The 22,026-nt window shown below is 49.5% G+C and carries 14 protein-coding genes; 11 read left to right on the top strand and 3 right to left on the bottom strand.

Annotated elements, in window-relative coordinates:
* The first annotated feature begins 26 nt into the window (after positions 1–26).
* From rplM to tsf, 4 genes are all read left to right on the top strand, one after another.
* Positions 27–488: a 50S ribosomal protein L13 gene (gene rplM, locus ACZMIG_RS05035; RefSeq protein ID WP_021855731.1), complete on the top strand. Its 462-nt coding sequence runs from the start codon at positions 27–29 to the stop codon at positions 486–488.
* Positions 489–498: 10 nt separating this feature from the next.
* Positions 499–885, top strand: a complete 387-nt coding sequence (gene rpsI, locus ACZMIG_RS05030) for a 30S ribosomal protein S9 (RefSeq protein ID WP_021855732.1) — start codon at positions 499–501, stop codon at positions 883–885.
* A 264-nt stretch (positions 886–1,149) separates the two neighbouring features.
* Entirely contained in the window at positions 1,150–1,998 is an 849-nt protein-coding gene (rpsB, locus tag ACZMIG_RS05025; protein ID WP_021855733.1) for a 30S ribosomal protein S2, read from the top strand.
* Positions 1,999–2,037: 39 nt separating this feature from the next.
* Complete coding sequence (gene tsf, locus ACZMIG_RS05020) at positions 2,038–3,027, top strand: translation elongation factor Ts (RefSeq protein WP_021855734.1); 990 nt, start codon at positions 2,038–2,040, stop codon at positions 3,025–3,027.
* A gap of 244 nt (positions 3,028–3,271) precedes the next feature.
* Here tsf and ACZMIG_RS05015 read toward each other — a convergent pair whose 3' ends face one another.
* Together ACZMIG_RS05015 and ACZMIG_RS05010 are read right to left on the bottom strand one after the other, a co-directional pair.
* A complete protein-coding gene (locus tag ACZMIG_RS05015) occupies positions 3,272–4,411 on the bottom strand; it encodes a sensor histidine kinase (protein ID WP_487889181.1) in 1,140 nt (379 codons plus the stop codon).
* Complete coding sequence (locus ACZMIG_RS05010; RefSeq protein ID WP_287602860.1) at positions 4,401–5,726, bottom strand: sigma-54-dependent transcriptional regulator; 1,326 nt, start codon at positions 5,724–5,726, stop codon at positions 4,401–4,403. The genes ACZMIG_RS05015 and ACZMIG_RS05010 overlap by 11 nt, the downstream gene beginning before the upstream one ends.
* A gap of 324 nt (positions 5,727–6,050) precedes the next feature.
* Here ACZMIG_RS05010 and ACZMIG_RS05005 point away from each other — a divergent pair, with 324 nt between their 5' ends.
* The 7 genes from ACZMIG_RS05005 (at position 6,051) to ACZMIG_RS04975 (ending at position 19,486) form a co-directional block, all read left to right on the top strand.
* A complete protein-coding gene (locus ACZMIG_RS05005; protein WP_487889180.1) occupies positions 6,051–7,379 on the top strand; it encodes a TolC family protein in 1,329 nt (442 codons plus the stop codon).
* The gene (locus ACZMIG_RS05000; RefSeq protein ID WP_053398880.1) at positions 7,364–8,617 is read left to right on the top strand and encodes an efflux RND transporter periplasmic adaptor subunit; all 1,254 of its coding nucleotides are present in this window, start codon (positions 7,364–7,366) and stop codon (positions 8,615–8,617) included. Before ACZMIG_RS05005 ends, ACZMIG_RS05000 begins: the two co-directional genes overlap by 16 nt.
* Before the next feature lie 338 nt (positions 8,618–8,955).
* Positions 8,956–11,313: an ABC transporter permease gene (locus ACZMIG_RS04995; RefSeq protein ID WP_487889179.1), complete on the top strand. Its 2,358-nt coding sequence runs from the start codon at positions 8,956–8,958 to the stop codon at positions 11,311–11,313.
* Between the two features lie 105 nt (positions 11,314–11,418).
* Positions 11,419–13,800: an ABC transporter permease gene (locus ACZMIG_RS04990; RefSeq protein WP_487889178.1), complete on the top strand. Its 2,382-nt coding sequence runs from the start codon at positions 11,419–11,421 to the stop codon at positions 13,798–13,800.
* A gap of 106 nt (positions 13,801–13,906) precedes the next feature.
* Entirely contained in the window at positions 13,907–16,264 is a 2,358-nt protein-coding gene (locus ACZMIG_RS04985) for an ABC transporter permease (RefSeq protein ID WP_487889177.1), read from the top strand.
* A gap of 69 nt (positions 16,265–16,333) precedes the next feature.
* On the top strand, positions 16,334–18,715 hold the full coding sequence (locus ACZMIG_RS04980) for an ABC transporter permease (protein WP_487889176.1): 2,382 nt from the start codon (positions 16,334–16,336) through the stop codon (positions 18,713–18,715).
* A gap of 108 nt (positions 18,716–18,823) precedes the next feature.
* Complete coding sequence (locus ACZMIG_RS04975; RefSeq protein ID WP_021855743.1) at positions 18,824–19,486, top strand: ABC transporter ATP-binding protein; 663 nt, start codon at positions 18,824–18,826, stop codon at positions 19,484–19,486.
* 806 nt (positions 19,487–20,292) lie between these two features.
* Here the strand turns inward: ACZMIG_RS04975 and ACZMIG_RS04970 are convergent.
* Positions 20,293–21,921, bottom strand: a complete 1,629-nt coding sequence (locus ACZMIG_RS04970) for a hypothetical protein (protein WP_487889175.1) — start codon at positions 21,919–21,921, stop codon at positions 20,293–20,295.
* Positions 21,922–22,026: the final 105 nt, after the last annotated feature.

The raw sequence follows: 22,026 nt of genomic DNA, 5'->3' as shown, positions 1-22,026 counted from the left end.
TTTTAGTAGTAATTTTAAAATTAAAAATGAACACTTTAAGTTACAAAACTATTTCCGCAAATAAGGAAACAGCAAAGAAAGAGTGGGTTGTTATCGACGCCACAGACCAGGTAGTTGGCCGTCTTTGCTCTAAGGTTGCCAAGATTCTGCGTGGAAAGTACAAACCTAACTTCACTCCTCACGTAGACTGTGGTGACAATGTTATCATCATCAATGCCGCTAAGGTGGTATTCACTGGCAAGAAAGAAACCGACAAGGTGTACACCCGTTATACTGGTTATCCTGGCGGACAGCGTTTCAACACTCCTGCCGAACTGCGCAAGCGCAAGGACGGTGCAGACAAGATTATCCGTCACGCAGTTAAAGGCATGCTGCCCAAAGGCCGTCTCGGACGTCATATCTTGAACAATCTTTATATATTCGATGGCACAGAGCACGATATGCAGGCTCAGCAGCCAAAAGCAATTGATATTAACCAGTATAAATAATTAAGCAATAATGGAAGTAGTTAATGCAATAGGTCGCCGTAAAAGTGCCGTGGCACGTGTTTACGTAAGCGAAGGTACAGGCAAAATTACAATAAACAAGAAAGACATTACAGAATATTTCCCATCAGCTATTCTGCAGTATGTTGTTAAGCAGCCTCTGCAGCTCCTTGACGTAGCTGAGAAATATGATATAAAGGTGAACCTCGATGGTGGTGGTTTCACAGGTCAGAGCCAGGCTCTGCGCCTCGCCATTGCACGCGCACTCGTTAAGATCAACGAGGAAGACAAGAAGAATCTGAAAGATCACGGATTCCTTACTCGTGACGCACGTGCCGTTGAGCGTAAGAAACCGGGTCGTCCGAAGGCTCGCCGTCGCTTCCAGTTCAGTAAGCGTTAATATCTGGCGGAAACTGTTCCTAAAGATAAAGGCATGCCTGTGGAAGCGTCGTCACAAGGCTTTATTTACCTTGTGTACGGCGAAGCCCCAAGTCTGCCGACTGAACATTGTTTAGCATCTAAACCGATAAGACCCGCCGCAACGGCGATAATCGGAAAGCGCTCATGGCCATGCCGCGGTGCTAATGCCGCAGAGCGGTTACCTGTCGGTTGGTTCTAACAAAACTAAAAAGAAAGTAAACAAAACAATTAAAAAGAAAAGAAAATGTCAAGAACAAATTTTGATATGTTATTGCAGGCTGGCTGCCACTTTGGCCACCTGAAACGTAAGTGGAACCCCGCAATGGCTCCTTATATCTTCATGGAGCGCAACGGCATCCACATCATCGACCTTCACAAGACTGTAGCCAAGATTGACGAGGCTGCAGACGCACTGAAGCAGATTGCCAAGTCAGGAAAGAAAATCCTGTTCGTTGCTACTAAAAAACAGACAAAGGACGTTGTAGCTGAGAAAGCTGCGTCTGTAAACATGCCTTACGTTATCGAGCGCTGGCCGGGCGGTATGCTCACCAACTTCCCGACAATCCGCAAGGCTGTTAAGAAGATGGCCAACATCGACAAACTGATGAACGACGGAACTTACTCAAATCTCTCTAAGCGTGAGATTCTGCAGATCACACGTCAGCGCGCTAAGCTCGAGAAGAACCTCGGCTCTATTGCTGACCTGACTCGTCTGCCTTCAGCTCTGTTCGTTATCGACGTTATGAAAGAGGCTATCGCAGTTAAAGAGGCTAACCGCCTGGGTATTCCTGTATTTGCAATCGTTGACACCAACTCTGATCCTAAGGATGTTGACTTCATGATTCCTGCTAACGACGACGCAAAAGACAGCGTTGAGGTTATCCTGAACGCTTGCTGCGCTGCTATCGCAGAGGGTCTTGAGGAGCGCAAGGTAGAGAAGGCTGACGAGAAAGCTGCAAAAGAGCAGGCTGAGGCTAACGCTATAGAGGACAAACCGAAGCGCGCACGCAAGGCTCGCAAGGATGCTCCTGCTAAAGAGGAAGAGGCTGCTAAGGCTGAAGAAACAGCTGAAGAGGCTCCCGCTGAGGCTTAATATCTGATTTTAACTAACTTAAAATAGAAAATACGAATTATGGCTGTATCAATAGCTGATATACAGAAAATCCGCAAGATGACCGGTGCCGGTCTTGCAGATTGCAAAAAAGCCCTCACAGACGCTGAAGGCGACTTTGACAAGGCAGTACAAATCATCCGTGAGAAGGGTCAGGCTATCGCTGCTAAACGTAGCGACCGCGAGACATCTAACGGCTGTGTACTCGTTAAGGCTGACAATGGTTTCTCTGCCATGATAGCCCTGAAGTGCGAGACCGACTTCGTTGCTAACGGTAAAGACTTCATCGCTCTGACACAGAGCATCCTTGATGCTGCCGTTGCTGCCAAGGCTAAGACTCTTGACGAAGTTAAGGCTCTGCCTCTGAACGGAAGCACTGTTCAGGACGAGGTTATCGCACGCTCTGGTATCACAGGCGAGAAGACCGAACTTGACGGATATCTCTATCTCGAAGGCGACAACGTGTCTGTTTATGACCACATGAACAAGCACTTGCTCTGCACAATGGTTCAGACTAACAAGCCGGCTGAAGAGCAGGCTCACGCTGTTGCTATGCAGGTAGCAGCTATGAACCCTGTTGCTCTCGACGAGGCAAGCGTTCCTCAGGAAGTTAAAGACACTGAGCTGACTGTTGCTATCGAGAAGACAAAAGAGGAGCAGATCAACAAGGCTGTAGAGGCTGCCCTGAAGAAGGCTGGCTTCAATCTCTACATCGCTGAGAACGAGGAGCACATCGCTGAGGGTATTGCTAAAGGCAACATCACAGAGGCTCAGGCTGAAGAGATACGCAAGATAAAGAAAGAAACAGCTGAGCAGAAGGCTGCCAACATGCCCGAGCAGATGGTTCAGAACATCGCTAAGGGCCGTATGGCTAAGTTCTACAAGGATTCTTGCCTGCTCAACCAGGAGTTCATCCAGGACAGCAAGCAGACTGTTGCTCAGTATCTGCAGGCTGCCGACAAGGAGCTCACAGTTGTTGCTTTCAAGCGTTTCACACTCCGTGCTGAATAATCCTTAAAGCAAAACAATAAACAAAAAGCTGTCTCAAACATTTTGGGGCAGCTTTTTTTATGCCTTGTTACATATACACAAAGACATGGAGAATAAATCAGGAATCCTGCCTGTAAGTATATGCAATAAAGGTTTCTAAATAAGCTCATCACTCGTCACATCTGTCTTTAATAAACTGAATGATAGACACATACAGCGTGACGTGTTGCCTTGTTAAACTCGTCACACCGGTACAAAACAGAAATTAGTTGAAGATAAGCCTGAAGATAGTCAGTCGGTTAGCCCTGTCGGTAACAAGAGAGATAAAGCCGTTGCTCACACGCATTATCTGCCTGGATATAGAAAGCCCTATGCCGCTGCCTTCTTTCTTTGTCGTGAAGAAAGGCACAAATATGTGAGAGGCCACATCGTCGGGTATCATCGGGCCGTCATCTATTACGTCTATCACCACGGTGTCGTTCTCGCCGGTGTAAGCCTTCATCCATATATGTCCACCGGCATATACAGCCTCGGCAGCATTTTTCAACAGATTAGACACCACCCTGCTTATAAGTCCCTCATCGGCATATACAATAAGATCGCCCGGAAGCACGTCGGCCTCAACAGTGCATCCGTCTTTAAGATACTGTCTGGCAAGACTCGCCATCCGCTCAAGAAACGGCTTAACGTAAAAGAGCGTAGGCTGCGGCGCAGGAACATGAGTAAATCGGCGGTAGTTCTCAACAAACCTGACCAGTTCCTTGCCTGTGCGGTTGATAACCGAAAGTCCCTCATGCTGTTCGCCTTCCGAATGGCGCAGCAGCGTATCACTGAGCGACACAATAGGCGTTACGGTATTCATGATTTCGTGAGTAAGCACACGTATTAGCTTAACCCACGAGTCGATTTCCTGATTGGCAAGCTCGCCTTTGATGTCGCTGAAGGCAACAATCCTCACACGGCGCCCTTTCAAGAATGTGTTGGTCTCGCGCGACGAGAAGTTTTTCATGCTCTCCTTTATCTGGTCGACGTGCGTTATCACCTCACGCTGCAGAAGTTTCTGTGCAGCACGGTTGTAGCGCAGCACCACCCCACGGCCTTCCTCAACCACGATAATGCCCGTATCGACAGAATCAAGTATAAGTTCAAAGTATTTCTCTCGCTCCATCTGCTCGTCGCGCGCATGCATCAGTATGTCCTTCACCCGGTTCAGCGACCTGTTAAGCACTCTGTCGCCTGCCGCCTTGTCGCCCTCGGCAAAGCGGAAGCTATAATCGCCGTTGTCGATAGCGTTGAAAAGGAAGGTTACCTTTCTGACGGTCGACCTGTAGCGCCGCCAGAAATACAGGCAGCCTGCGGCCGCGACGATAGCAAACAGAAGCAGAAGAGCAATATCAAAGTCCATACTTCTTTATTTTATTATACAATGTCTGGCGCGACACGCCAAGCCTCGACGCCACCTGCGACAGGTTGCCGTCACACTCGCGTATAGTCTTTTCTATCAGCCGGCTCTCCATCTCGCCTATTGTCTGCACGCCTTCCATAGGCTTCTCCGCAACAGACGCGCTGCCGCTTATGTCCTGCTCGCCTATCTCCCTGCCGTCGCTCAATATCACGGCCTTCTCTATTGCATGCTGCAGTTCGCGGATGTTGCCATACCACGGCATATCCTTTATTTTCTGTTCGGCAGCCGGCGTAAGCTCCATTGCGGGCTTGTTATACATTGCCGCATACCTGTTGAGGAAGAGGCGCGCCAGCGCCGGAATGTCTTCTCTACGCTCACGGAGCGAGGGCAGATGCAGATGTATCGTGTTGATGCGGTAGAGCAAGTCTTCGCGAAACTCGCCCTTAGCCACCATATCGCTCAGGTCACGGTTTGTGGCGCATATCAGTCTGACGTCGATAGGTATAGGCACACTGCCGCCCACGCGCACAATGCTGCGGCGCTGCAGGGCCGTCAGCAGCTTTGCCTGCAATGCGTAGCTCAGGTTGCCTATCTCGTCGAGAAACAGCGTGCCGCCTTCAGCCAGTTCAAACTTGCCTGCCTTGTCTGCCTTGGCGTCGGTGAATGCCCCTTTGACATGGCCGAACAGCTCGCTCTCAAACAGCGTCTCGCTCACGGCTCCCATGTCTATCGTCATCAGACTCTTGCCGCTACGGTGCGACAGACGGTGAATCTCGTTGGTCAGCACCTCCTTGCCCGTGCCGTTCTCGCCGGTTATCAGTATGTTGGCGTCGGTCGCTGCCACCTTAGTTACCATAAGTCTGAGTTCCTGCATGCACGGAGCCACGCCCCAGTACATGCCGCTCTCGCCGCTGCCTGCATCAGAGCCGCCGGCCGACTTGCTGCACGCCTCCTTCAGCGTGGCTATCAGCTTGTCGTTGTCAAACGGCTTTACGATGAAGTCAGTGGCGCCCGCCTTAATCCCGCTCACGGCCAGTTCGATGTCGGCATACGCCGTAAACAGCACCACCTTGGCCTGCGGACGCATCTTCTTGATCTGTCCGAGCCAGTAAAGTCCCTCGTTGCCGCTGTTTATTCCGCTCTGAAAGTTCATGTCAAGCAGCACCACGTCGGGCTTGTCCTCACGCAGGTGCGCCGGAATATTGTTCGGATTGGCTATGGCGACAATATGCTCAAAGGTGTTCTCGAGCAGCATCTTCACGGTGGTCAGGATGTTGCGGTTGTCGTCTACAATAAGTATTGTTCCCTGTTTCATTTCAATGCAAAGATAGGTTGTATAACCGACAAAAGCAAGAGTGTGTAAAGTTTTTGGACACTAAATTTTTAGATATTCACAAATAATATTACTATATGCCACCTTCATGCCCCATCACACGCACAGCCAAACGGCTCGCGGCACGGCTAAAAGCAGCAAGACAGCCTGCATAAAGCCATTTTCCGGCCTCAACCGTACCTGTTGTCTAATTTTTATACGCCAGTGTCTAATTTTTGGACACTCACAAAAACACGGATTTACCATATCTGCCTGATATACTGCAACATAGATATTTTGGCACGGTTTTGGCAATGATAATGGTGTATGAATATGAAAATTGCCATAATTACTCTCGCACTTGCCGCCCCTGTGGCTGCCGGCGCGCAACAGGAATGGTCGCTCGACCGCTGCGTCAGTTATGCCATTGAGCATGCTACCGAAGTGGGACGCGAGCGTATCGAGCAGAAACAGGCCCTGACGGAATACCGCACCTCGCTGCTCGACTTCCTGCCAAGCGTCTCGGCCCAGGTGAGCGGACAGTACAACTGGGGACGAAACATCGATCCGGAGACCAACACATATAACAACGTTACTACATTCAACAACGGCTATCAGATAAGTGCGTCGCTGCCCGTGGTTGACTGGGGGCACACATGGAACGCTTTCCGCAAGGCCCGCATAACCAAGAACACGGCTGCCACGGCGCTGCAGAAGGCTAAGGACGACAAGGCCATAGACGTGATGCAGAAGTTTGTCGACGCCGTATATGCCATCAAGTCGATAGAAATTACCGACAGAAAGCTTGCCGACTCGAAGGCTCTGCTGGCAAAGACGCGCAGACTGTACGAACTGGGCGAGAAGAGCCGGCCGGACGTGGTGCAGATGGAGAGTCAGGTGGCTGAGGACGACTACAACCTGCTGCACCAGAAGAACCTGGCACGCACCGCCCTTATTGCCCTAAAGACGGCAATGAACTATCCTGCCGCCGACTCGCTCAGCCCCGACTGCTCGATGGCTGCGCTTACGTCGCAGATGCCCTCAAGTCTCACGGTGGACAGCATGGCGCTGAGCGGCAAGCCCGACATAATAATGGCAGAAGCCAACGTCGAGAAGGCAAGGCTCGAATGGAAAATAAGACGTGCCGACCTGCTGCCGCAGCTGTCGCTGGGTGCCGGCGTATCAACCAACTACTACATAAATCTCTCTCAACATCAGGACAGACTGCCGTTCAGGTCGCAGTTTCGCAACAACTTGGGCGAGTATGTCTACCTGACACTGTCTATCCCCATCTTCTCTCCTTCCACATGGAGCTCGGTAAAGCGCGCCAAGGCCGACTATCAGCTCGCCATGCTCGACGCACAAGACGCACGGCGCAAGCTGAACGACGCCGCCCTGCAGGTCGTAACCGACTATGAGGGCTACCAGAAGGAAGTGAGACAGATGGAGAAGAAGGTGGCTGCCGACTCGCTGGCCTACCGCCTGTCTTACCGCAAATATGAGGAGGGCATGCTCTCTACGTTCGACATACATGAGGCGGCACAGACTTATCTCGAAAGCAGCATAACGCTGCTGCAGCTGAGGATGCTGCTCGCCATAAGACAGAAACTCGTAAGATACTACATAAACAACGAACCGCTATGGACATTAAACTGAAACAGAAGAAATACTGGATTCCAAAAAAATACTGGCTGTGGGCCGGCGGAGGCGCACTTATAATAGTGCTGCTGATATGGCTCGCCACAATGAACTTCACGTCGACGCTGCGTGTCGACCGCCGAGGCCTCAGCATAGGCAAGGTAAGCAAGGCGCAGTTTGACGACTACGTGAGCGTAGACGGCAGCGTGGTGCCCATACAGGTGGTGCAGATTTCGTCGGAAGAAGGCGGCGTGGTGCTCGAAAAGGTGAAGGAGGAAGGCACACACGTGAGCAAGGGCGACGTGATAATACGCCTCAACAACTCTAACCTCGACCTCGAGATTCTCAACGCCGAGAGCGAACTGGCTGAGAAGCAGAACATGCTGCGCAGCACGCGCCTGTCGATGGAGCAGGACCAGCTGAACAACAGCAACGAGGCGCTGCAGCTGAGCATGGACGTAAAGACAAAGCGCAGGGCATACAACCACCAGGCGGCGCTGCAGAAGGAGGAACTTAACTCGCGAGAAGACTATCTGAAGGCCAAGGAGGAATATGAGCTGGCGGTGCAGAAGGAGAAGCTGATAAGGCAGCGGCTCAAGAAGACCAACGAGCTTAACCGCTCGCAGGTGGAGCAGATGGCTTCAGACCTGGCGTCGATGCGCAAGAACGTTGAACTGGTACGCGAGCGCAAGGCAAGGCTGAACGTGCGCTCTACAATAGACGGCGAGATTGGTCTGCTGGACGTAGAACTGGGCCAGAGCATATCGCCGGGACAGAAAATAGGCGTCATCAACGACCTGAGCGACTACAAGGTGGAGGCGCAGGTGGACGAGCACTACATCGACCGAGTGCATGCCGGACTGTCAGCCACATTCGAACAGAACGGCAAGACATACCGCCTGACCGTGCGCAAGGTGTACCCGGAGGTGCGCGAAGGCCGCTTCAAGATCGACTTCACCTTCAGCGGCTCGCGCCCGAAGAACATACGCACGGGACAGACCTACTATGTCGACCTGCAACTTGGCGAGTCGAAAAAGGCAATAATCATACCCAAAGGCACGTTTTACAGCGTGACGGGAGGCTCGTGGATATTCGTTCTCGACAAAGACGGCCGCAAGGCATACAGGCGCAAGATACGCATAGGGCGGCAGAATCCGCAATATTATGAGGTGCTTGAGGGACTCGAACCGGGCGAGCAGGTGATAGTGAGCGGATATGAGGGCTATAAGAACAACGAAATACTCGTGCTCGAATAATCACGCCAAACTTGACATGCCGACAGAATGAGCCGTGTCTGACATCGGAAAAGATACATTACGGCAACCGTCAGATGTAAATATATTTCGCGTTGGCAACAGTGCTGCAAGACAACAGCCGCAAAGGCGTAATGCAAAAGGTGGCCTTTCGCACTGCAAAACATGGCCTTTCAGGCTGTAAAAGGGCACCTTTCAGAGGCTAAAAGACGGTCTTTTGCAACGCGCTGCGTAACATTTTGATTATCAATCGGTTATAAACCAACAAACCAAATGCGGCAAACAGCACAGAAAAGGGCTGCAAAGCGCACGAAAAATGAAACATAATAACAGCATAAAATATGAGCAACTTTAACCTTAAAAGCTATTTCACGTTCCTCTCGAGGAACAAGACATACACGGCTGTGAACGTGTTCGGACTGGCCGTAAGCCTGACATTCGTCATCATCATCGGACTGTACACATGGCAGGAGTTCTATATCGACCGCCAGCACAGCAAGGCAAAGCGCATTTACAACATAGGCCTCAACATGGACGACGGCACATGGCGAACAGCCAACTGCCACCACGCCGTGCTGCGATACCTGCGCTCACAGTATCCTGAAATAGAACAGACGTGCGGCTTCACGGCAGGAAGTCTGAAACTGAAGGATAACGGCAACTTTGTAAATCTATATGTTCTCGAGGCAGACTCGACGTTCTTCTCGATGTTCGACTTCCCCTTACTGCAGGGCAATCGCACAAACTGCCTCAAACAAAAGGGCAATATCGTGCTGACGGAGAGTGCCGCACGCCGTCTGTTCGGCAACACTGCGGTAATAGGCCGCACCCTGACAACAGCCGAAAACAATCATTTCCGTGTTACAGGCGTGGTTAAAGACTTCGACAACACCTTCATCGACAAGGACATACAGGGCGTGATCGACTTCTCATACACCATCAACATGGCCAACATGGACGAAAATTTTCCGCACATGGTCAACATAACCGGTGCGGCATCGTTCGTGCAGGTGCGTGAGGGCTGCGACTTTGCAGCAAAGCAGAAAGACGTGGACGCCTACTTCCAGACGTTCTGGGAAGACTTCCACCCAATCATCACACGCCTCGACAAGCTGTATTTTTCAGGGCTTGATGCCTTTCTTATGCAAATGGGCAACCTTACATTGGTAAAGATACTGCTCGCCGTCGGCATTGCGATACTTCTATTTTCCATAATGAACTACGTCAACCTGACCGTGGCACAGAGCGGATACAGGGCACGCGAAATGGCCACCCGCCGCCTCTTCGGCTGCACCAGGGGCACCGTCGGCGTAAACATGTTCACCGAATCGTTGGTGATGTGCGTCATCTCCCTGCTCATAGCCGTGGCGTTGGCCTGTATGTGCGCGCCATACGCAAGCCAGCTGCTTAACACAAAGCTCGACCTCAGCCTGCTTGCAAGTCCGCTTACTTTAGGCATTATGGCGGCTTTCATCCTGCTGGTGAGCCTCGCCTCAGGTGTGCTTCCGGCAACAATACTGTCAAGGGTGAAGCCTATCGAGGTGGTGCGCGGCACGTTCCGCACGCATACCAAGATGATATTCTCGCGCGTTTTCATAACGGTGCAAAACATTATAACCATAACCATGCTGGCATGCGCCATGATAATGTCGATGCAGATGCTGCATCTTACAAAGGCACCGCTGGGCTTCAACACCGAGAACATTATCTGCATAGAATATCTTGACAACTACTCCAGCCAGAATTCAGGCGAATTTGAAGACCGTCTGCGCTCGTTGCCGTTCGTCAAGGCAGTGGCTCCGTCATGCGGAACTCCGGCTACCGGCGGCAACAACAACACTGTAACGTTTGACGGAGAGAAACGCGAATGGTCGTTCCAGTTCATCAGCGGCACACCCGAAATGATGAAAATATACGGCCTTACGCTGAAAAACGACCTGCACGCCAAAGGCGACAGCATTGTATATCTTAACGACATGGCGATGAAGGCATTGCAGATGAAACCCACGGACAGACACCTTAGCAGCCGATACGAACAGATAAGGTATGGGTATTTCCGCAAGAATGCTGAATTCGGCGGCGTGCTCAACGAATTACGCATACGCAACATTCTCGAAGAGCAGCACCCTCTGCTCGTACAGGCGTGCAACAACATACAGAATCCGTGGAACATCTCAATACTCGTCAGCGGCGACCCCGTGGAGGCATATGCCAAGATAAAGGATGTATATAAGGAAGTGTTCCACGAAGACATCGATGAGTCCAGTTCGCCGTTCGTAGACAAGTATGTGCAGGAACGCTTCAAGCAAGAGTTGCGCACAACCAAAATCGTGTCGCTCTTCGCCTTCATAGCCATCATAATCTCGCTGCTCGGACTTGTGGCCATGTCGACATACTTCATACAGCAGCGCGCAAGAGAGATTGCCGTGCGCAAGGTGTTCGGCTCTACCGGCAACCAGATACGCCTGCGACTGATACGCACGTTCATGCTATACGTGGGCATCGCATTTGTCATAGCCGTGCCGATAGTGGTTCATTTCATGTCGAAATGGATCGAGCAATACAGCTACCGCATCGTATGGTGGCCGTGGATTGTTGCGGCAGGAGTAATCGTTATGCTTATCAGCTTGGCTGCCGTGGCTGTGCAAAGCTGGATGGCGAGCAACGAAAACCCCGTGAAGAACATCAGGCAGGAGTAAGAGTCACAGAAAAAACATCGTGAAGAAAAGGCTTCGCTATGACCGGGAAACTCTGAAAAATGAACGGACAAGTATAAAATTTGTGTAACATAACAGATACAGGATATGAGCAACTTCAACCTTAAAAGCTATTTCACGTTCCTCTCGAGGAACAAAACATACACGGCAGTGAACGTGTTCGGACTGGCCGTAAGCCTGACATTCGTCATCATCATCGGACTGTACACGTGGCAGGAGACAAGCATCGACCGCCAGCACAGCAAGGCAGACAGAATATATAACATAGGACTTGAGTTTATGGATGACAGCAGCCGGGTGATGGGCTGCCATCACGCGTCGCTGCGGAACCTGCGCATGCACTATCCGGAGATTGAAAACACATGCGGCATGGTGACAGGAAGCATAAAGGTCAGAGACCGCGACGATGTTCTGAACGTGAACACTATCAACACCGACTCGACGTTCTTCTCTATGTTCGACTTCAAGCTGCTGCGCGGCGACCGTGCCACCTGTCTTAGCAACAAGGGCAACATTGTGGTTACAGAACAGTTTGCGCACCGGTATTTCGGCACTGACGACGTACTTGGACGCACCATAATGACCACCGACTCGCTACACTTCAGGGTTACGGGAGTGGTACAAAACTTCGACAATACGATAATATCAAAGAACACAGATGCGCTTGTTGACTTTGCTTATGCCGAACGTGAAGGTGAAGGAAACATGGACAAATATTTTCCGGGACAGATAAACGTAACCAACTGTGCCTGCTTCGTGCAGGTGCGCGAAGGCTGCGACCTGATGCAGAAAGAAGCCGACATACAAAAGTTCTGGCCTACATTCTGGCCCTATGAACCGGCTATGCCCCTACGGCCGTTCCTGACACCGCTCAACAAGCTCTACTTCAACGACACGCCGAAAGTAAACGTCATGCAGTTTGGCAATATTAACATGGTAAGAATCCTGCTTGCCGTTGGACTGGTGATTCTGCTGTTCTCAATCATGAACTACATCAACCTGACCGTGGCGCAGTGCGGCTACCGCGCAAGAGAGATGGCCACGCGCCGCCTCTTCGGATGCAGCAGGGCCGGCATCATCACCAACATGTTCAGCGAGTCGCTCACCATGTGTGCCTTTTCATGCATTATAGCCGCTGCAATGGCCACAGCCACAGCCGGATTCGCAGGCCGCATAATCGGCAAGGACATAGACACAGGAATACTGGCCACACCATGGGCCATAGCCGCAATAGTGCTGTTTGTCGTAGCTGTAAGCCTGCTGGCAGGCATCATTCCGGCCACTGTGCTGTCAAGGGTAAAACCGATTGAGGTGGTGAGAGGTACGCTGACAAAGCACACAAAGATGATTTTCTCGCGCATCTTCATAACAACCGAAAACCTGATTACGATAGTGCTGCTGTCGTGTGCACTTATAATGTCTATACAGATGCGGCATCTGCTGAATGCTCCGGTAGGATACAACAGGGAAAACATAATAAGCCTATTTGATCCGTGGAAGTTCAACGGCAACGACCTCACCGTATTTCTAGACAAAGTGCGCGAGCTGCCGTGTACAGAAAAAGCCACAGCCACCTGTGGATGTGCCGTATATGGAGGAAACAATACCGGAATAACTTTTGAAGGAGACAAGGCGCAGACAACCGTACACATATTCAACGTAACGCCGGAATTTATGGAGATATACGGCATAACGCCTAAAAACGGCGAAAAGATTCAGTCAGGCAACACGCTGTATCTTAACGACCAAGCCCTGGAACTGCTGCACATGAAACCTACGGACACACACCTCAGCCGCAGATACAAAAGCTCAAAGTCAAACATGCTGCCTGTCGACGTAAGATACGGAGGAGTAATAAACAATTTTCATACGACAAATATTCTGCAGCCGATAAGTCCGTATTTCATCTTCGTAAACGACAAGATTGAATATCCCTGGTATGTAACGATAAAGGTGAAAGGCGACATCGTTGACGCACTAAACGAAGTGAAGAAGGTTTATAAAGAAGTGTTTAAGGAAGAAATAAACGACAGCAGGCCTATGACTGTAACCGGCCAGATAGCAGAACTTTTTGAGAAAGACATACGCACATCCAAGATTGTATCGCTCTTCGCCTTTATAGCCATCATAATCTCGCTGCTCGGACTTGTGGCAATGTCGACATATTTCATACAGCAGCGCGCAAGGGAGATTGCCATACGCAAGGTGTTCGGCTCTACAGGCAACCAGATTCGCGTAAGACTGATACGCACGTTCATGCTATACGTTGGTATCGCATTTGTCATAGCCGTGCCGATAGTCGTTCATTTCATGTCGAAATGGATCGAGCAATACAGCTACCGCATCGTATGGTGGCCGTGGATTGTTGCGGCAGGAGCAATCGTTATGCTTATAAGTCTGGCTGCCGTGGCTGTGCAGAGCTGGATGGCGAGCAACGAAAACCCCGTGAAGAACATCAGGCAGGAATAAATCTCTACAACTGAAGACGATGCCTCTGGCAAATGTCCACATGGGCAAGACAGCCGCATAAGGCATAAGAAAAAACAATATTTGTAATGTATATACGAAAACAGCAATGAGCAACTTCAACCTTAGAAGCTATTTCACGTTTCTCTCAAGGAACAAAATATACACGGCAGTGAATGTGTTCGGACTGGCCGTAAGCCTGACATTTGTCATCATCATCGGACTGTACACGTGGCAGGAGACAAGCATCAACCAGCAGCACAGCAAGGCAAAGCGAATATACAACATAGGACTGATGTCCAACGACAGCATCGGCACGGCCAACTGTCACCATATAGTCCAAAGATACTTGCGTGACAGATATCCTGAAATAGAAAAGACATGCGGCTTCACAACCGAAAACATGAAGCTGAAAGACAGGGACAACTTTGTCAACATAAATGTAATGGAGACCGACTCGACATTCTTCGACATGTTCGACTTCCCCCTGCTCTATGGCAACCGCGCCACTTGTCTCATGCAGAAAGGTAACATTGTGCTGACGGAGAGCTTGGCGCTCCGCATGTTCGGAACGGCAAATGCCGTTGGCCGTGACATAACAACCGCCGACAACACCCACTTTCGCGTTTCCGGAGTGGTGGCAGACTTTGACAACACCATCATAGATAAAGACATTGACGCAATAGTCGACTTCTCTTTCTGCAAGAACCTTGCAAACAAGGATGAGTATTTCTATCAGTTTGCAAACTACCTTATGTGCTCGGTTTTCATACAGGTACACGAAAACAGCGACTTCATGGCTAAACGGAATGAAGTGAAAACGTATCTGCATGAGACCGTCAAAGACTGGCATCCCACGATAACGCGCCTTGACAAACTGTATTTCTCCGGACTCAACGCCTATTCAGGACTACATCTCGGCAACCTTATGCTGGTAAAAATTCTGTTCGCCGTGGGACTCGTTACGCTGCTTTTCTCCATTATCAACTACATAAACCTGACCGTTGCACAAAGCGGTTACCGCGCAAGAGAGATGGCTACACGCAGGCTCTTCGGGTGCAGCAAGAACAGAGTGGCAGTCAACTTATTTATAGAATCGCTCGTGATGTGTGCCATTTCGCTGCTTATCGCCGTTATGCTGGTACATATAGCCGCCCCTTATGCAGGCCGATTGCTCGACACAAGGCTCAATCTGTCTTTGCTCATACACCCATATTGCATTGGTCTGACGGCTGTTGTCGTCATTGCGGTGAGCATCATTGCCGGCATACTTCCTGCCACAATACTGTCACGGGTGAAGCCCATCGAGGTGGTGCGCGGAACATTCCGCACGCAGACAAAGATGATTTTCTCGCGCATCTTCATAACCGTACAGAACATCATAACCATAACCATGCTGGCATGCGCCTTTATTATGGTCTGCCAGATGCTTCATCTGACGAAAGCTCCACTTGGCTTCAACACGAAGAACATAATAGCCTTAAAGCTTAACTACACAACGGACAACGACCTTACCAACGAGTTTATCAACCGTCTACGTGCTCTTCCGCCGGTAAAGGCTGTGGCCCCGTCTAACGGAACCCCGGCTGACGGAGGCAACGACCCGTCTGTGCAATTTGAAGGAGACAAGGACATAAGCCGCTTCAACTTCATAACAGGCACGCCTGAAATGATGAAGATATACGGCATAAAGATGAAAAACGACTTCAACCTGAAAGGTGACAGCATAATTTACATGAACGACCAAGCCCTGCAATATCTGCATATGAAACCAAACTCAACGCATATGAGCGAAAGGTTTGACAGTTTCGTGCTGACATACTTTGCAAAAAGCGCAAGATACGGGGGTGTAATCAACGACTTCCACGTGCGCGACATATGCAACAACACGAAAGGCATAATATTGCTGACGTGCAGGAACATTAAGCAACCCCTCAACATATCAATACTCGTAGAGGGCGACCCCGTGGAGGCATACGCCCGTATAAAGGAGATATATAAAGAGGTGTTTCATGAGGAAGTGGACGAAAGCACACCGCCGTTTGTAGACAAACAGATAGAGAAACGCTTCGAGCAGGAAATCCGCACGTCTAAAATCGTGTCGCTCTTCGCCTTCATAGCCATCATAATCTCGCTGCTCGGACTTGTGGCCATGTCGACATACTTCATACAGCAGCGCGCAAGAGAGATTGCCGTGCGCAAGGTGTTCGGCTCTACCGGCAACCAGATACGCCTGCGACTGATACGCACGTTCATGCTATACGTGGGCATCGCATTTGTCATAGCCGTGCCGATAGTGGTTCATTTCATGTCGAAATGGATCGAGCAATACAGCTACCGCATAGTATGGTGGCCGTGGATTGTGGCGGCAGGAGTAATCGTTATGCTTATCAGCTTGGCCGCCGTGGCTGTGCAGAGCTGGATGGCGAGCAACGAAAACCCCGTGAAGAATATCAGGCAGGAATAGGCCGGGCACCGTAAGACAAGACTGCGGCAAGCAGACAACAAGAAAAATCATTAAACAACATATCAGAAGATGAACAACATAACGCAAGCATTAAAGAACCTGACACGCCGTGGACAGCACAACATAATAAAGATATTGTGCCTCGGCATTGGCTTTGCACTGGCGTCGGTGCTGATAGCGAAACTATGGTATGAGCACGAATACGACACGTGCTACCCCGACCATGACCGCATATACCGCATAAGCGAAAAGATAAGCCGGGGCTCTGATCCGGAAGCTACATACGGCAACACGCCCGGAGGTATAGCCACGACGCTGAAAAAATATATTCCCGAGATAGAAACGGCAACAAGAATAAACCCTGCATGCAATGATGAGGAAATGAAGATAAACGGAGAACGACGCGTCAAAGGTAACATATACGTTGTTGACTCGTGTTTCTTCAAAATGTTCCCGACCAGGATATTGGAGGGCAACGCCGACGAGGTGCTGGCAAAGCCGTATTACTGTCTTGTGTCACGGACTATGGCTGAGCGTATGGGCGGCAACGTGATAGGACGCAAGCTGGAGCTTACTTCTATTCCGGGACTGACGATGACCATAGGCGCAGTATACGAAGACTATCCGTGGAACTCTTCTTTTCACGACTATGACGTGATGCTCTCAATGACGACACAGCGCAGCTTCAGCTACGACGGACAGGACAATCTGGCGGGCAACGACCGCTACTACTCGTTCATAAAGGTGAGCAAGGGATGCCATCCTGAGCAGGGCGACTTTGACAATAAGGTGAACGAAATAGTAAGCAAATTTCTTGCCCTACTTGAAAAGGAAGAGATAAAATTCTCACTGAAGTTCACTCCCATATCAAAATATCACCAAGAGGACAGCTACTTCAGGCAGACATTCCTCATGATGATGATATTAGCGGCGGTGATTCTCGCGGCAAGCGTGCTCAACTATCTGCTGATTGTGATTGGCAACACGGTTACGAGAGGACGCGAAATGGCCGTAAGAAAATGCTACGGAGCCATGCCGCGTAACATATTAGGCATAACCATGGCCGAAACCCTGCTGCATATCGTGCTGGCAATGATGCTGGCCGCAGCACTGATATACGCCTGCAAAGGCTCGATAGAGACGCTGCTGTCGGCCCCGGTCAGCTCACTTTTCACCGGCAAGGGCACACTGTTCCTCACAGCATTGCTGATAGTGGTGTTCATCGTTAGCGCCCTGCTGCCGGGCAGGATATACAATGCCGTGCCCGTAACAACGGCGTTCCGCAACTTCACCGAGAGCCGCAGGCGCTGGAAGATGGCACTGCTGGCGGTGCAGTTTTTATTCGTCAGTTTTCTGGTATGCCTGCTGCTGATAGTCAACAGCCAATATTCCAAGCTCACAGACTTCGACCTCGGCTACTCTTATGACCGCCTCGCGATAGTCAACGTAAACCAAATAAAGGGCGAAAAGCGCAGCGCCATGGTTACAGAACTAAGCAAAATGCCAGAGATTGAGGCATGGACGGCTGTAACATCTCCCTTGTTTTCAAACGGCGGCGGCAACAACATTGTTGACCCGGAAACCGGTGAGGAGATGTTTAACGCCACCGACCTGTATATGGCAGGCGACAACTATCTCGACATGTTGGACATAAAGCTCAGACAGGGACGCGGATTCAACGCCAGCAGCGACAGTCTGAAAGAGATGATGGTAAGCCCCGACTTCGCCCAGAAGCTGAAGAACGAGAAGAAATGGAAAGACGTGATTGGACGTAAGATTCTGATAACGGAACACAGCCAGACGGGCAAAGACCTGTTCACCATAGTAGGAATATACGATAATTTTCACGCCAACACGGCGCTCGACGACGACGACCGCCCCACGATGATGTTCCACTCCGACCCTTACGGCAGCTACATCAGTTATTTTCTGCTGAAGTTTCACGACCTTACGGCAGACAATATGCAGGCGGTGCAACAGCGGCTGCAGAGGCTTTATCCTGACGAAACAATCATCGTGGACAGCTATGCACGGCAGCTGGACACATGGTATGACAGCGTAAAGCATTTCCGCTCGGCTGTCATGACGGCAGGAATATGCGCGTTGCTTATAGCTCTGATGGGACTCATAGGCTACGTGAACGACGAGATGCAGAGGCGAAGCAAGGAAATAGCCATACGCAAGGTGAACGGTGCAACCGCCATAAGCGTGCTGCGCATGGTGCTGGGCAACGTGCTGCTGACGGCCGTTCCGTCGGCAATAGCAGGAGCTATTCTTGCCGGGATTGTGGCGGGCAAATGGCTTGAGGACTTCAGCGTGAGGACAAACATGAGCCCGTGGCTCTTCGTGGCAGGCATATTGGCAGTGGTGGCGGTTATTGCTGCGACCGTGGCCGCCAATGCTTACCGCACGGCAAACAGCAATCCTGTAAAATACCTGAAGAACGAATAAGCACTTAACGCCTGAAAAGCAGGCTTTGAAGAAAATATAGAAACAATAAAACTAACCGAGCTCACGAATACGGCGAAAGCCGTGAGGGGGCATAAAATAGAACAGAATATGATAAAGGTAGAAAATCTTAGCAAGTCGTTCCGCACTGAAGAAGTGGAGACTATAGCGCTTGACAACGTAACGTTCAACGTGGAAGACGGTGAGTTTGTGGCAATAATGGGGCCTTCGGGATGCGGCAAGTCTACGCTGCTGAACATTCTCGGACTGCTGGACAACCCCACTTCGGGCCAATACTGGCTCGACGGCCAGGAGGTGTCGCTGCTGAAGGAAAAAGACCGCACGGGCATACGCAAAGGACAGATAGGCTTTGTGTTCCAGAGCTTTAACCTCATTGACGAACTTAACGTGGAGGAGAACATCGAGCTGCCCCTGACATATCTGAAAGTAGGTAAGGCTGAAAGAAAACAGAAGGTGCAGGAGGTGATGAAGCGCATGGGCATAACTCATCGTGCAAAGCACTTTCCGCATCAGCTCTCGGGCGGTCAGCAGCAGAGAGTGGCAATAGCCCGCGCCGTGGTGTTCGGCCCCAAGCTGATTCTGGCGGATGAGCCTACGGGTAACCTCGACTCTAAGAACGGCGCCGAGGTGATGCGCCTGCTGACAGAACTGAATCAGGACGGCACGGCAATAGTGATGGTTACGCACAACGAGCACGACGCTCAGATAGCTCACAGAACGATACACCTGTTTGACGGAAAAATCGTTGGATAGTGTGTCTGATGGTATTGTCATGGCCATAACGCCACAAAGGCTCAGGCAACAGCATTAGACCAGCAACACAAAAGACGTCCTTCTGCAGTGCAAAAGGTATGCTTTCACGCTGTAAAACGTGCCCTTTTGCAACGTGAAAGGACGTCTTTTGCATAAGCAGAAAACACGGAACGCCATAGGGAAAGGACTCTTTAAAGTAAACCAAATTTAGGGAAGTACACTGTAAACAATTTAGGTTTATTTTTTTGCGAAGAAACTCGTCACTCGTCACATTGCGACATAACGTCCTGAATGTCAAATCGTTGCGGTGTGACGAGTTGCCGTTGCAACTCATCACACAGAGTAAGCCCAAAGCAGGAAAATACATTAAATTGCTCCGATGTGATGAGTTGAAAATTCAACTCATCACACATTAACAGTCGAACTGTCAGCAACTTACGCACGGATGTGACGAGTGATGAGTTTTTTCAAAAAACTTTTTACGGCTTATTTACGGCGGACAGTTTGTCGGCAAACTGCCGAATACAATAATCGCCCATTACAGACAGGTCATTATAAGGACCAATAAAACCATGCTTTTAACCAAGCAACACGCTGGCGTATAAAAGAGAAACACAAGCAAAACATGCATAACAGACATCAGAATTTTGCGTTCAATGCTCACGATTGATCATCGTGCGCAAAATCGTCAACGCGTGATTAATCTTAATCATACATGTTCTGAATCTTCAATAAAAAAACAAGCTGCCTCATAAAATAAATGAGACAGCCTGCGAAATTGTCAGTTATATATAAAATTGCAGTAATTATTTTACAACAACCTTCTTGCCGTTCATGATATAAACGCCCTTCTTAACACCTGTAAGAACAGTTGCAGCAGGAGCCTCCTTAACGAGGATACCGTCGATTGTGTAAAGCTTAACAACGGCATTGGCATCTTCACCAAGAACTGAATCTATACCTGTAGGATTAGTGTTGAATTTACCTGTAATCTCAATGCTGTCGCCATTGCTGAGCATACCACCTTCTACAGTCAATGTAACCTCACGGTCCTTGCTTACGCCGGCGAGTGGAATATGGCTTACATAACCCGCATAAGATTTATCATAAGCAAACGGAACATCCTCTGCCTTGAATTCCTTAGTCTGGAGTGTGCCGCGGTTGTTGAGCCACTGCAGCAGAACCTTGTCAAAAGTAATAACGCCAACTTCCTCCGGCAACCAGATTATAATCTCGCTGCAATCAGCCAAAGAACTGCCTTCTGTAGGCAAGAAATCATAGATGAAATCTATTTCCTGTTTCTTAAGAGGATAAGTAACAACGATGCCACTTGTTCCAGCAGAAGCGTTGTTTGTGATAATGGGACGTCCGTCTGCGGTTGTAAGGCCCTTGATATTCATTGTTATCACAGTCTGTACCTCGCCATCTCTTGAACTTTCTACTGTTTCAGGGAAACGATAACCGCGGATGTCTACAACAACAGTATTACCATTGATTGTAAATTCAGGATTAAATGAGCCCATAGAACCGGCCTCTGAATCGCCATAAGTCAGGTCTACTGTTACCTTGCTCTTATCAGTATTAAGTTCGTCTGTGAAAGTAAATGTCAGCAAGCCTTCATCTCCTGTTTCAGGATAATATGTGTAAAGAGTTGTACCCTGTGCAGGAGTTACAGAAACCAGCTCACCGGGCATCTCACCCATAATCAGTGTAACAGAATAGTTTCCGTCTTCACCATAGATTACGCTCTCATCGTTAGCATCGCAAATACCTTCAAGAGTGATTTTAAACTTATCACCAACCTCAAGTTTACCGTCTTCAGCCATCTCACGGATAAACTTGCTCAGCTCGATGCTATAGAAATACTGAGTAGTATAGGTACCATTGATATATGCTGCGGGAATCTCTTCCTTTGTTTTAAATACGCCGTCAGCCTCCTCACCATACTCAATCCAGTTGTGGGCTATATCAACCGTACGGTCAAAAGCCAATTCAAGGTTTGAGCCAGAAACTGTATAGGTATCACCATCCGAAAAGTTAGATGTCAATGTGATAGGCATGCCTTCTCCGTTACCATAATAAATTGTAACATCTATTGAAGGCTCAGTAATCATACTGGTTGAGAAATAATAAGTTTTTCCTTCCTCAACCTCACTACTGAAGATTTTGTGACCTTCAGCGTCATAGCTTATAGAAAGGTTGTTGCCCTCTTCACCCATGGCATTACATTCAAACATCATAATGCCAAAATATCCGACATTAAAGTGGATGGTGTTGCTCTCAATAGCCTTCAGCTGTAAATAGTTTGCACCTGGCTGCAATTTAATAGTTACAGACTCAGACGGGTCATTAATCTCAATCGGAGTAAAAGTAACAGCCTTTAAACCTGTCAACCCCAATACAATACCGATTAAAGTAAAAATAAGTCGTTTCATGTCTAAATATTCTTGTCTGTTTTATTTTGAGGAAAAAGCTAAAGGCTGGTCGATGCGCTATTGCCATAAGGCTAAAGCGACAGGCTGCAGCCTTTAGCTTTTTAT

This window comes from Xylanibacter sp., assembly GCF_057607445.1.
This window is presented reverse-complemented; position numbering and strand designations above follow the sequence as displayed.

Coding starts and splice junctions, on each gene's coding strand:
- rplM (WP_021855731.1), top strand. CDS start 27: ATGAACACTTTAAGTTACAAAACTATTTCCGCAAATAAGGAAACAGCA.
- rpsI (WP_021855732.1), top strand. CDS start 499: ATGGAAGTAGTTAATGCAATAGGTCGCCGTAAAAGTGCCGTGGCACGT.
- rpsB (WP_021855733.1), top strand. CDS start 1,150: ATGTCAAGAACAAATTTTGATATGTTATTGCAGGCTGGCTGCCACTTT.
- tsf (WP_021855734.1), top strand. CDS start 2,038: ATGGCTGTATCAATAGCTGATATACAGAAAATCCGCAAGATGACCGGT.
- ACZMIG_RS05015 (WP_487889181.1), bottom strand. CDS start 4,411: ATGGACTTTGATATTGCTCTTCTGCTTCTGTTTGCTATCGTCGCGGCC.
- ACZMIG_RS05010 (WP_287602860.1), bottom strand. CDS start 5,726: ATGAAACAGGGAACAATACTTATTGTAGACGACAACCGCAACATCCTG.
- ACZMIG_RS05005 (WP_487889180.1), top strand. CDS start 6,051: ATGAATATGAAAATTGCCATAATTACTCTCGCACTTGCCGCCCCTGTG.
- ACZMIG_RS05000 (WP_053398880.1), top strand. CDS start 7,364: ATGGACATTAAACTGAAACAGAAGAAATACTGGATTCCAAAAAAATAC.
- ACZMIG_RS04995 (WP_487889179.1), top strand. CDS start 8,956: ATGAGCAACTTTAACCTTAAAAGCTATTTCACGTTCCTCTCGAGGAAC.
- ACZMIG_RS04990 (WP_487889178.1), top strand. CDS start 11,419: ATGAGCAACTTCAACCTTAAAAGCTATTTCACGTTCCTCTCGAGGAAC.
- ACZMIG_RS04985 (WP_487889177.1), top strand. CDS start 13,907: ATGAGCAACTTCAACCTTAGAAGCTATTTCACGTTTCTCTCAAGGAAC.
- ACZMIG_RS04980 (WP_487889176.1), top strand. CDS start 16,334: ATGAACAACATAACGCAAGCATTAAAGAACCTGACACGCCGTGGACAG.
- ACZMIG_RS04975 (WP_021855743.1), top strand. CDS start 18,824: ATGATAAAGGTAGAAAATCTTAGCAAGTCGTTCCGCACTGAAGAAGTG.
- ACZMIG_RS04970 (WP_487889175.1), bottom strand. CDS start 21,921: ATGAAACGACTTATTTTTACTTTAATCGGTATTGTATTGGGGTTGACA.